The organism is Winogradskyella sp. 4-2091, assembly GCF_045765065.1.
Classification (GTDB): domain Bacteria; phylum Bacteroidota; class Bacteroidia; order Flavobacteriales; family Flavobacteriaceae; genus Winogradskyella.
Genome location: NZ_JBJKOD010000002.1, coordinates 216,906 through 229,324, shown reverse-complemented (window position 1 = coordinate 229,324; position 12,419 = coordinate 216,906). Strand labels below are relative to the sequence as shown.

The following is a 12,419-nucleotide window of genomic DNA, read 5'->3' as shown; positions in this document are numbered from 1 at the left end:
TCCTAGATTAAATTCATTCTAAATAAATTAATAATCACTCAGCGCAGTTGCCTAAAAGTCATTTGCGCTGTATCTTTGTTAGACTAAAATAAATTAGAACTACAATGAGCGGAATTCTAAATTCGTCGATTGGAAGAAAGTTTGCCATGGCACTTTCGGCACTCTTCCTCATGATTTTTGTACTACAACATTTTGTGATTAACCTATTTTCTGTGATAAGTCCAGATACCTTTAACGAGATATCGCACTTTATGGGAACATTTTGGGTAATTCAGTATGTTATTCAACCTATCTTAATTATTGGAGTGATTTTTCACTTTGTAATGGGTTTTGTATTAGAAATCAAAAACAAGAAAGCAAACGGTGTTAAGTACGCTAAAAATAATGGCGCTGCCAATTCTACGTGGATGAGCAGAAACATGATTTGGAGTGGCGGATTTATCCTAGCGTTTTTGATTATACACGTTATTGATTTCTGGATTCCAGAGATTAATACTAAGTATATCGTTGGTGATATGTCTGGAATGCACAATGGTGAGTTTAGATATTTTCACGAGTTACAAGAAAAGTTTGTTCCTATCTGGAGAGTTGCACTCTATATAGTAGGTTTTGTGTTTTTGGCACTGCACTTATTACATGGTTTTGAGTCTGCATTTCAATCTACTGGTGCAAACAACAAATACACAAAAGGATTACAGGGATTCGGAAAAGCTTATGCGATTTTAGTTCCATTAGGATTTATTTTCATCGCGTTATTCCATCACTTTACTCACTAAAAAATATCTAATATGGCTTTAGATTCAAAAGTACCAAAGGGTCCAATTAAAAATAAGTGGACTGATTATAAAAATAAAATTGATTTAGTAAACCCAGCTAACAAACGTCATATTGATGTTATCGTTGTTGGTACTGGTCTTGCTGGTGGTTCTGCTGCTGCAACTTTAGCAGAATTAGGATATAATGTTAAGGCATTTGCTTATCAAGATTCGCCTCGTAGAGCACATTCAATTGCTGCTCAAGGAGGTATTAATGCAGCAAAAAATTACCAAGGTGATGGTGATTCCACTTACCGCTTATTTTACGATACTGTAAAAGGTGGTGATTACCGTTCTCGTGAAGCAAATGTTTATCGTTTAGCTGAAGTTTCTTCTAATATTATTGACCAATGTGTGGCACAAGGTGTTCCTTTTGCACGTGATTATGGTGGATTATTAGATAACCGTTCTTTTGGTGGTGTTTTAGTATCTAGAACATTCTACGCTAAAGGTCAAACAGGACAACAATTATTATTAGGAGCCTATTCTGCAATGAATAGACAAATTGCTCGTGGTAAAATTGAAATGTTTAACCGTCACGAAATGCTTGACGTTGTTATTGTAGACGGAAAAGCAAGAGGTATTATTGCTCGTAATTTAATTACTGGTGAAATAGAAAGACATTCAGCACATGCTGTTGTAGTAGGTTCTGGTGGATACGGAAATGTATATTTCTTATCAACAAACGCTATGGGTTCTAACGCAACTGCAGCCTGGAAAATACATAAAAAAGGAGCGTATTTCGCAAATCCTTGCTACACACAGATTCACCCAACATGTATTCCACGTTCTGGTGATTACCAATCTAAACTGACATTAATGTCAGAATCGTTGCGTAATGATGGACGTATTTGGGTGCCAAAAAACATGGAAGATGTTTTGGCAATTAGAGAAGGTCGTAAAAAACCAACTGATTTGTCAGAAGATGAAAGAGATTATTACTTAGAAAGACGTTATCCTGCATTTGGTAATTTAGTACCGCGAGATGTTGCATCTAGAGCAGCAAAAGAGCGTTGTGATGCTGGTTATGGAGTAAATGCTACAGGTGAAGCAGTTTATTTAGATTTTGCTTCTGCTTTTGAACGCTATGGTAAAGAGCAAGCTAAGATTCATAATATACAAAATCCAAGTCCTGCAAAAATTAAAGAACTTGGACAGGCTATTGTAGAAGCTAAATACGGGAATTTGTTTCAAATGTATGAGAAGATTATAGATCAAAATCCATACGAGACACCAATGATGATTTATCCAGCTGTACACTATACAATGGGTGGTGTTTGGGTTGACTATAACTTAATGACTACAATTCCTGGTTGTTACTGTATTGGTGAAGCTAATTTCTCTGATCATGGTGCCAACAGACTTGGAGCTTCAGCTTTAATGCAAGGTTTAGCAGATGGTTATTTTGTATTACCTTATACAATTGGTGATTATTTAGCTGATGATATTCGTACAGGGAAAATTTCAACGGATACTGAAGAATTTGATATAGCTGAAAAAGAAGTAACAGAAAGAATCAACTTCTTTGTTAATAATGAAGGAACAAAATCTGTAGACTACTTCCATAAGAAATTAGGAAAGGTCATGTGGGACAAGGCAGGAATGTCTAGAAACGCACAAGGCTTAACAGAAGCTATGGCAGAAATTAAAGCCATAAGAGAAGAATTCTGGAAAGAAGTTTCAGTTCCTGGTGGAGCAAATGAAATGAATCCTGAGCTTGAAAAAGCTGGCCGTGTTGCTGACTTCTTAGAATTAGGTGAATTGTTCGCAAAAGATGCTTTAGTAAGAGCTGAATCTTGTGGAGGACACTTCAGAGAAGAATCTGCGGAATTAGATGGTCCTCAGAAAGGGGAAGCTAAACGTAATGATGAAGATTTTGCATTTGTTTCTGCTTGGGAATATAAAGGTGAACCAGCTGATGCTGTTTTACATAAAGAAGAATTAGAGTTTAATGATATTGAACTAAAACAACGTTCATACAAATAAGAAAGTTATGTCAGGAAAAGGAATGAATTTAACATTAAAAATTTGGAGACAAAAAGACGCTAGTTCAAAGGGTCAAATGGTAGATTATAAAGTAACTGATATTTCAGAACATATGTCTTTCTTAGAAATGATGGATGTTTTAAATGAGCAGTTAGTAAATTCAGGGGAAGAACCTGTAGCTTTTGATCATGATTGTCGTGAAGGAATTTGTGGAATGTGTTCTATGTACATCAATGGAGAAGCACATGGACCAGATAGAGGTATTACAACATGTCAGTTACACATGCGTATGTTTAATGATGGAGATACTATTACCATCGAGCCATTTAGAGCAGCTGCATTTCCTGTCATTAAAGATTTAGTGGTAGATAGAACATCGTTCGAAAGAATTCAGCAGGCTGGTGGTTATATTTCTGTAAATACATCAGGTAATACTCAAGATGCTAACTCTATTCCAATTTCTAAACATGCAGCAGATGAGGCTATGGATGCGGCAACTTGTATTGGTTGTGGTGCATGTGTAGCAACGTGTAAAAACTCTTCAGCCATGTTATTTGTTGGTGCAAAAGTTTCACAGTATGCTCTATTACCACAAGGGCAAGTGGAAGCAGCTGATCGTGTACAAAACATGGTTGCACAGATGGATTTAGAAGGTTTTGGTAACTGTACTAATACAGGAGCATGTGAAGTGGAATGTCCTAAAGGTATTTCTTTAGAGAATATTGCACGTATGAATCGTGAGTATTTAGCCGCAACACTAAAAGGTTAACAACAATGTAGTCTTCGTTAATTAGAAGACGTTAAATGATATATAAATCCCAAGCATAATTATGTTTGGGATTTTTACTTTTACTATATTTCGCCTATAATTTAGCACTATGCAAAACCCAAATACATTTTATAAAGCGCAATTAGAAACCAATCAAACGGAATCTAAACGTATTTTTAAGCAACTCAGTTTGTATAGTATTTTACGACTTTCAATTTTTGTGCTTACGGCAATAGGTGTTTATTTTACGTTTCAAAATTGGCAACTAGCCTTGTGCATTGGTGTTTTTGGAATAGCAAGTTTTCTTTTTTTGCTTTCAAGATATACAGATTTAAAAGCAAAAAGAAATCTTCATAAACGACTTATTGCCATCAATCAAGATGAAATAAAGATTTCAAATGGCGATTTTTACGAAAGGTTAGATGGCGAAGAATTTCAAAATCCAAAACATTATTTTAGTCTAGATATTGATTTATTCGGTAAAGGGTCTTTCTTTCAATATATAAATAGAACAGCAATAAAAGAGGGCACGCAAAAACTGACTGAAAATTTACTCGCTAATGATATTACAAATATTGAAGAGCGACAACAGGCTATACAAGAATTAGCGGCTCTGTCGGAATGGAGACAAAATTATTCAGCTGTTGCACAAGGTGTAGAAATTGAGCATTCCGCAAAATCTATTATCACGTGGTTAAAAGATTACAAACCCTTTTTGGGAAAAGCTCAGTACTGGCTAACTATTGGTTTTACTATAGCTTCTGTGGTGCTTATTGGTCTTGGAATTGCTGAGATTATTCCGATTTCAATAGCTGGTTACTGGTTGCTCTTGGGCTTAGGGATTACAGGTTTGTATTTAAAGAAAATAAACATTTTGGCTCAGCATACAGGACGAGCAAAAGATACCTTTAGACAATATGCCTTGTTGCTAAATGCAATTGAAACTACTGAATTTAAGTCAGAATTATTACAAAAGAAGCAAAAACGTATTCAATCAGAAGGATTAAAAGCTTCAGAAATATTTTCAAAATTCTCTAAAACACTCGATGCTTTAGATAATAGAAACAATCTAATCTCTGCAATTTTTGGTAACGGCTTTTCATTAATAGACATAAGAAGTAGTTATAATGTAGAAAAATGGATGACACAATATGGTAGTAAAGTAGAAGATTGGTTTGAGGTGGTTACCTTTTTTGACGCATTTAATAGTTTTGGTAATTATGCCTTTAATCATCAAGAATTTACTTATCCTATTTTAACTGAAGAGCCTGTAACCATGCTAGCAGAAGGTTTAGGACATCCTCTTTTAAATTCTGAAAAACGAGTCGATAGTGACTTAAAACTTGAAGAAGAGCAATTCTTCATTGTTACAGGTGCAAACATGGCCGGAAAAAGTACATTTTTAAGAACTGTAGCGCTTCATATCGTTATGGCTAATGTTGGCTTGCCTATTTGTGCTAAACAAAGTAAATACAAGCCTATAAAACTTATTACAAGTATGCGAACAACAGATTCGTTAACCGATGATAGTTCGTACTTCTTTAGCGAGCTTACACGTTTAAAATTTGTAGTAGATACTATTGAACATGATAAGAACTACTTCGTCATTTTAGATGAAATCTTAAAAGGAACCAATAGTACAGATAAAGCCATAGGCTCAAGAAAATTTGTTGAAAAGATAGTAAAACAAAATGCTACAGGAATTATAGCTACACATGATTTAAGTCTCACAGAAATTGAAACTGAACTTGAAGCCGTGAAAAACTATTACTTCGATGCAGAAATTATAAATGATGAACTCTTTTTTGATTACAAACTAAAGCAAGGTGTTTGCCAAAATATGAATGCTAGCTTTTTGTTGAAGAAGATGGAGATTGTATAAATAGAAAGCCTTTCCGAATAAGAGGAAAGGCTTTTTAATATTTAAATACGGAATTCCTATTTCAACTTTAAAGAATCTACAGCGTGAAAGAAGAAGTCTTTTTTATCGTTCATAGATACAAATAAACCATTAGGGAATTTTTTTCCTAAACTCTTTGTAACAATATCACAACCGTCAGTTTCAATAGTACCTAAGTTTAAGGTTTTAACAAAGCTATTATCACTTCGTTTAAAGAAATTAAAAGTATGGTCTTGTTGATTAGATACAATAATATAACCTTTTCCATTTGGGTAGGTTGCAATAGCAATACCTTCAATATCATCTTTAAAAAATTCGCCACCAAATAATGCTATTTCTTCATCTCCCATTTTGGGGTCAGCGTAATATTTTCTAATACCGACACCTTCATCTGAATAATAGAGAAAACCTAACTCATCATCTACAGCAATCGCTTCTATTTCTTTTGTACCACTAAATTTACCAACTTTTCTTAATAGGTTGGCATGTACACCTGTAGAATCTGAAGCTAAACCATACTGATAAAGGTAGCCTTCTGTTGGACCAGATTTTCTGCTTACAAAAACTGATATGTTACCTGTTTTTGGGTTCTTAAACAATGAAATTCCCATTGGTCTTTTATATTCAACAATGGTTTCATCTGTAAATACTTTGAAACCATTGTTATCTAAAGGTTTCATATCTGGAATGGAATACAAACGTATTTGATTTTTTTCGCGCTCTGTAAACATTAAGATATCTATTGTTGTAGAATCATTGATTTTAAAGCCGTATTCTACATCAACATTGTTTGGGTAACTGATGCCAGTTATGCTTTTATCCTTTATTATTTTTCCATCTAAATCAAAGGCGTAAATTCCGCCATTAACGTCATCTTTATCAGTACCAAATACAATACTTGCTTCTGGGTTTTTATGGTTAACCCAAATTGCAGGATCATCACTATCGTGTGGTAACTTTTCTGTTACAAGCGTTGGCGCAATTTCTGGTAGTTTGTTTCCGCAAGACACTAATGTTAATGTAAAAATGCCTAATAATATTACTTTCTTCATCATTTTACTTTTTAAATAAATCATATTTCAATCCAAAAGTTAAACGCTTTTCGTAATATTCCATTTGCATAGTTCTGCTTGCTACACCTTGGTAATAACGTAAGGGTTGATTAGTAATATTATTAATGTTTAGGTATAAACTTAAATTCTTATTCAATGCAACGTTAGCTGTTAAGTCTAAGAAAAATTGCTCATCGTAGTATCTATCTTCAAAAGCATTACCACCTATTTCATCGATATAGGCATCAGAGTAGTTACCAGATAAGCGTATGCTAAATTTCTTAGCTGCATAACCTAAAGAGGCGTTAAACATGTTAGGAGCTGTTTGTGGTAAATCTAAATCTGTACGTTCTTCACCATCTTCATTTCTTATACCTTCTGTACTAGATGTTAAATATGTGTAATTTAAGTAAACACTAAAGTTTTTTGCAAAACCTGGAAGGAAATCTAAACGACGTTGAAATGAAAATTCAGCACCAAAAACAGAAGCTTCGTCACCATTTAAAGGTTGGTAAACCTCATAGCCATTTTCATCTTCGGTTTGAAACGTATAAGCAAAATCTTGGAGGTCTTTATAGAATAAACCACCAGAAATAATACCAACAGATTTAAAATAATGCTCTGCCATAATATCAAAGTTCATTGATGTTGTTGGGTCTAATTCTGAGTTTCCTAAATAGATTTCTTCGTCTTCGTTATTTATTTCACGGTAAGGCACTAAATCTACATAATTAGGTCTTGCCAATGTGTTTGTCCAGGCAAATCTTAAGATAGTATTGTTTGAAACATTGTACTTAAGATGTAAGCCAGGTAATATATTAGTATAAGAATTGCTTTCTTTAACAACATTAATTCCTGAGATATCACCATCTGTATCAAATTCTAGCTCATTTCCATCACTATCAATAGACGTATGTTCTAATCTTACACCAGCTAAAACACTAAATTTATTAGATAAATTTTGATTAAGCATTGCATAACTTGCGTATACATTTTCGTCAACATCAAAATTTGCTGTAATGTATTCTTCTGGTAAATCTTCACCATCATAAAGGTCGGTATCATTTAGATTTAAACTTCCTAAAAATTCAGTATCAACAAAATTTCCAATTTGATATTGGCTGCCAGCAAGGAAATCTGAGTCGGAATAATCTTTTGTAGGAACTGAGCCTAAAAACTCTAGAGCTCCAGATTCGTCACCATATTCTGTAAAATCGTTGACTCTATTTTTATTTTTTAGTCTGGCTTTGGCTCCAATTTTTAAACTTCCATCTTTACCATCGATAATAGATAATGGTATTTGAGCATTAACCGAAATGTTATAGTCTTTTTCTTCTGTATATTGATTTTCTTCGGATAACTCACCAAATTCAAAATCTTCAAAGTTACCTTCTCCAGTTAATGGTGTAAATAGTGGTTTGTCTTCGTTATTATTAAATGCAACACCATATTCACTTTCATATTCAATATACCTTTCGTTTAAACGCTCTTCTGAAGCTTTAGAGAACGATGCCATCCAATCGAATTGAACATTGCCTAATAAATGGTCGCCTCCTAAACTATAATTTTGCATTCTCTGGTCTTCTAGACGCGTATTTTTATTTCGGTCATTGTCAATACCGCCTTTTGTTTGGCGTTTAGCTTCAACAAGAAAGCTGGTAAGGTTTCCATTAGTATCTACTGTAAAATCACCTGCTCCTATATCCTTACCATCTAAAATTTCATGTTCTAAACGTAATCTGTTTTCTCTGTCGTCTCTCCAGTTATAAATAGATTTAAAATAGATACTATTATTGTCGTTTAATTTATAATCGAAATTTGCAGAAAAACTTCTTCTAATACGTTGCACTTTGTATTCTCTAATTTCAAATACATTAGCATATGGGTTTACATCTACTTCTACTAAATTATCTTCGTCACCAGCATTATATTCAAATTCGTCTGTCCATTCTGCTTCCACATTATGGCTTCCAAAATCATTATCGTTTACAGAGGCCGATATTACCCAACCAAATTTGTCATTTTTAGATCGGTCACCAACTAAAAAAGAACCATTTAATATTCTTTTGTCAGAGATAGAATTGATACCTGATCCGGCAGTCGCTGATAGACGAAAACCTTGAGGAGAAGTTTTAGTTATTAAATTAACCGAACCACCAAGAGCATCGGCATCCATATCTGGTGTAACTGCTTTATTTACTTCTATGGTTTGGATCATATCTGAAGGGATTAAATCCATCTGTACTTCTCTATTGTCGCCTTCTGCAGATGGAATTCTACTTCCATTAAGCGTTACAGAATTTAATTGAGGTGCTAACCCTCGAATAACAATTGTACGAGCCTCTCCTTGATCTACTTGCATTGTAATACCAGGAATACGCTTTACGGCGTCACCAATATTTGCATCTGGAAATTTTCCTATTTGATCTGTAGAAACAATATTAGTAATGTTCAGTTTATTCTTTTGTGTATTAAGCGCTTTTGCTTGCCCACTTAATCCAAATCCAGAAATTAATACTTCATCTAACGCTGTGTCTTCAGAGTTAAGTATAAAATTTAAGACTGTTGTTGTATTGGCTATCACTATGACTTCGTTAGTTACATCTGCATAACCTAGATATTTTACGGTTATGGTTTGTACACCTTCTGGTATATCTACAATTGTATATTTTCCGTTAAAGTCTGATACGACACCTTTATTAGTAGAATCTACTACAAGTGTGGCTCCAGGAACGGTTAGTCCATTATGATCTGTAATAACACCTTGTACATTTCCAGTTTGGGAATAACTAAAAAAGGTTACTGTTATTAATAATAAAAGGGTAATGTAATGTTTCATTATTAGTTGGTTTTTGTTTTGTACAAAGCTATGTTTATACGACTTTTTGAACCTGAAGAATATGTTAACAAAAAGTAATAAAACCCTTTAAAATGGCTATATAAGAGAGCAACATTTACAATCTCATAACATGTAAAACATAAATAGGAAATATGTGTTATAAATTTTGAAGAAAGGACTGAAGATCGTCTTTAGAATTAATTGGCAATTTTTTTCTGAGTCGATATCTAGCTATTCTCACACTATCTGACGTAATATGTAAAATGTTTGCAATTTCTTTTGAAGATAAATTTAGCCGAAGTAGCATTGCTAATCGCATTTCTGAAGATGACAACTTTACTGACGTTATTTGCTTGATGTTTTCAAAGAATTCTGGATGAATTTGACCAAAATATCCCATAAGTTCAGTCCATTCATTATGGTTTGCTAAATCAGTATCAATTTCTTTAATAACCTCTTTTAATTTTGATTTAACAAGGTTAATATTTCTGTCTTTAAGTTTAAAAAGGGTTTTAGAAACATCAGATAATAATTTGTTTTTATGGGCAATATTTAGGCTGTAATTGGTTAGTGATGAAACTTTAGTTTCTATTTCTTTTTTTAAGGCAATTTCTTCAGCAGTCTTTTTATCTAAATCAACCTGAAGTAGCTGTTGTCTATATTCTAAAATTCGTTTTTCGTGTTTTCTTCTTTTTTTCCAATACAGAAAGGCAAGCGTTAATGCTAAAATTATAAATAGTGTACAAACTAGGATGATGTATTGTCGTACCTTATTTATTTGATTTTGTTTATTTAATAACTGTAATTGAGCCTCTTTTTTATTAACCTCATAAAGTACTTCCATTGTACTTACTACTTCAATATTTTTTCTTTTTAGTTCTTGTTCGTTAACGACGCTTTGATTGTTGAGATATTCATAAGCACGCTTATAATCTCCTAACTCTGCATAAGTTCTAGATAAATCTTTAAGAGCGCTTTCTAGTTGTGATTCATTTTTGGTGGTTTTAGAAAGTTTTAATGCATGATTTGTATAACGAATTGCTTTATCAAAATTGCCTGTTTTTCTGTTGACGTCTCCTAAATTGTTAATTATATTAATACGAATATCAGAATTACAATAATTGGAAAAACGTTTTGCTTTTTTAAAATAGGACTTCGCTTTTTCGTAATGTTCTAAATCTTCATAAATGCTGCCAATGTTTTCGTTAGAAATGGCAAGGCCTGTACTATCTTTTAACAGTTTAAAAATAGATAAACTTTTGTTTTGATGCCTTAAGGCTAATTTGTAATCCTTCTGTTTTTCGGCTATACTTCCTAATAGTGCATGCACATTTGCTTTACCTTTAATATAGTTCAGCTCATTTGAAATTTCTAGACTTGCTAAAGTATGTTTTTTAGCTTCTTTATATTTTTTTAAATCTAAATTAATATTTGCCAATGCATTTTGAACATTAACAAGGGACGTATCTTTTTTAGTATAAGTCTTCTGAAAAAATTGATAGTTTTTAATGGCTTCGCTATATAAGCCTAATTGCTGAAAAAAATTACCAAGCTTAATATAAGTGATTGCAATCTTAGTGGAGTCTTTAGATTTTTTAGCTATTTCTAATTCACTCTTTAATTGATAAAGTTTATCATTTATAGGATGAGAATCTTGGGCATAACTCAGTGCTATAAAAGTGAAAAAAACAAATAGGAAGGATTTTATTCTTAACAAGTTTGTCGCTTAATTTGGTTAAACAACAAATTAAGTGAGCGTATGTTAATCTAACATACTTTTTTTATAATCATATTGTTATTAAACACAAAAAAGCACCTAAAAAATAGGTACTTTTAAATTTGTTAAGAAATTATATTTCTTAAGCCTCAAAAGGCTCTATAGAAACGTAAGACTTGTTGTCTTTTTTCTTAGTAAATTTTACTAGACCGTCAACTTTAGCATGTAAAGTGTGATCTTTTCCTTGGTAAACGTTTTCACCTGGATGGTGTGTGTTACCACGTTGTCTTATGATAATGTTTCCAGCAATAGCAGCTTGTCCACCAAATATCTTAACGCCTAAACGTTTCGATTCTGATTCTCTACCATTCTTCGAACTACCAACTCCTTTTTTATGAGCCATGATCTTAAGGTTTTATATTGTTATACTTAAGTGATTTAGCAATTATGCTTTACCACCATCTAATTCGTCTTGCCATTTTTTAAGCTCATCCCACTTACCATCAGCAGCTAATTGAGCTTGTGCTGGCCATGTGTCTGTAACGTGATTTCCACGAACACCTGCAATGATTTCAGAAATTGCTTCTGGTGTAGCTTTAGCTAAATCAGAAAAAGTAGCGATACCTGCTTCTACTAACGTAGATGCGATTTTTGGTCCAATACCTTCAATTTTCTTTAAATCATCAGCTTTACCTGTAGCTTTTTTAGCTTTAGGAGCAGCAGCTTTCGCTTCTACTTTAGGTTCAGCTTTTTTAGTTTCTTTCTTTGGAGCAGCTTTCTTAGCTCCAGAAGTAGTAATACCTTCAATTACGATTTCAGTTAAAGATTGTCTGTGTCCGTTTTTTACACGGTAACCTTTACGTCTTTTCTTTTTAAAGACTATTACTTTATCACCTTTAAGGTGACTTAAGACTTTAGCACTTACTTGTGCTCCGTCTATAGCTGGGGCGCCTACAGTTACATTGTTACCATCACCAATTAAAAGAACGTTGTCGAAATCTACTTTCTTACCTTCTTCTGTTGCTAAACGGTTAACAAAAACTTTTTGGTCTTTTTCAACTTTGAATTGATGCCCTGCTATCTCTACAATTGCGTACATAGCGTAACGTTTTTATTAATTTGTTTATAATCAAATCACTTTCCTTCTCAGAAAGCGGATGCAAATATACGCCTATATTCTTAATATACAAACGTTTTTGGGGTTTTCAAGAGGTTTTAACTTTAAATTTTTAAAAGTTGATAATCTAAAATGACTATTCATTGTATGATTCTGATAGTTTTCACAATTATTTACTATAAAATGAGACAATCATTATGTATTTTTGTTAGGCTAGTTGTAAC

Annotated in this window: 9 protein-coding genes; 4 read left to right on the top strand and 5 right to left on the bottom strand. The window is 33.1% G+C overall.

Annotation, left to right across the window (positions count from 1 at the left end; all coding sequences use genetic code 11):
- The first annotated feature begins 104 nt into the window (after positions 1-104).
- From ACJBCC_RS03380 to ACJBCC_RS03365, 4 genes are all read left to right on the top strand, one after another.
- Positions 105-776: a succinate dehydrogenase cytochrome b subunit gene (locus ACJBCC_RS03380; RefSeq protein ID WP_407556401.1), complete on the top strand. Its 672-nt coding sequence runs from the start codon at positions 105-107 to the stop codon at positions 774-776.
- A gap of 12 nt (positions 777-788) precedes the next feature.
- On the top strand, positions 789-2,801 hold the full coding sequence (locus ACJBCC_RS03375; RefSeq protein ID WP_299098385.1) for a fumarate reductase/succinate dehydrogenase flavoprotein subunit: 2,013 nt from the start codon (positions 789-791) through the stop codon (positions 2,799-2,801).
- A 22-nt stretch (positions 2,802-2,823) separates the two neighbouring features.
- A complete protein-coding gene (locus tag ACJBCC_RS03370; protein ID WP_299098762.1) occupies positions 2,824-3,570 on the top strand; it encodes a succinate dehydrogenase/fumarate reductase iron-sulfur subunit in 747 nt (248 codons plus the stop codon).
- Positions 3,571-3,679: 109 nt separating this feature from the next.
- Positions 3,680-5,452 (top strand): MutS-related protein, encoded by a 1,773-nt coding sequence (locus ACJBCC_RS03365; RefSeq protein WP_407556400.1) that lies wholly within the window; start codon positions 3,680-3,682, stop codon positions 5,450-5,452.
- A gap of 56 nt (positions 5,453-5,508) precedes the next feature.
- Here the strand turns inward: ACJBCC_RS03365 and ACJBCC_RS03360 are convergent, their stop codons facing one another.
- The 5 genes from ACJBCC_RS03360 to rplU all read right to left on the bottom strand — a co-directional run bounded on the left by ACJBCC_RS03360 (position 5,509) and on the right by rplU (position 12,177).
- Complete coding sequence (locus ACJBCC_RS03360; RefSeq protein ID WP_407556399.1) at positions 5,509-6,522, bottom strand: phytase; 1,014 nt, start codon at positions 6,520-6,522, stop codon at positions 5,509-5,511.
- A gap of 4 nt (positions 6,523-6,526) precedes the next feature.
- The gene (locus tag ACJBCC_RS03355) at positions 6,527-9,361 is read right to left on the bottom strand and encodes a TonB-dependent receptor (RefSeq protein ID WP_407556398.1); all 2,835 of its coding nucleotides are present in this window, start codon (positions 9,359-9,361) and stop codon (positions 6,527-6,529) included.
- A 157-nt stretch (positions 9,362-9,518) separates the two neighbouring features.
- A complete protein-coding gene (locus tag ACJBCC_RS03350; RefSeq protein ID WP_407556397.1) occupies positions 9,519-11,078 on the bottom strand; it encodes a tetratricopeptide repeat protein in 1,560 nt (519 codons plus the stop codon).
- A gap of 142 nt (positions 11,079-11,220) precedes the next feature.
- Positions 11,221-11,481, bottom strand: coding sequence for a 50S ribosomal protein L27 (rpmA, locus tag ACJBCC_RS03345; RefSeq protein WP_013869859.1), 261 nt, complete (start codon positions 11,479-11,481; stop codon positions 11,221-11,223).
- Between the two features lie 42 nt (positions 11,482-11,523).
- Positions 11,524-12,177 carry a 50S ribosomal protein L21 gene (gene rplU, locus ACJBCC_RS03340; protein ID WP_299098391.1) on the bottom strand — a complete coding sequence of 218 codons (654 nt, stop codon included), beginning with the start codon at positions 12,175-12,177 and terminating at the stop codon, positions 11,524-11,526.
- Positions 12,178-12,419 lie beyond the last annotated feature (242 nt).

Coding starts and splice junctions, on each gene's coding strand:
- rpmA (WP_013869859.1), bottom strand. CDS start 11,481: ATGGCTCATAAAAAAGGAGTTGGTAGTTCGAAGAATGGTAGAGAATCA.
- ACJBCC_RS03365 (WP_407556400.1), top strand. CDS start 3,680: ATGCAAAACCCAAATACATTTTATAAAGCGCAATTAGAAACCAATCAA.
- ACJBCC_RS03370 (WP_299098762.1), top strand. CDS start 2,824: ATGAATTTAACATTAAAAATTTGGAGACAAAAAGACGCTAGTTCAAAG.
- ACJBCC_RS03355 (WP_407556398.1), bottom strand. CDS start 9,361: ATGAAACATTACATTACCCTTTTATTATTAATAACAGTAACCTTTTTT.
- ACJBCC_RS03380 (WP_407556401.1), top strand. CDS start 105: ATGAGCGGAATTCTAAATTCGTCGATTGGAAGAAAGTTTGCCATGGCA.
- ACJBCC_RS03375 (WP_299098385.1), top strand. CDS start 789: ATGGCTTTAGATTCAAAAGTACCAAAGGGTCCAATTAAAAATAAGTGG.
- ACJBCC_RS03360 (WP_407556399.1), bottom strand. CDS start 6,522: ATGAAGAAAGTAATATTATTAGGCATTTTTACATTAACATTAGTGTCT.
- rplU (WP_299098391.1), bottom strand. CDS start 12,177: ATGTACGCAATTGTAGAGATAGCAGGGCATCAATTCAAAGTTGAAAAA.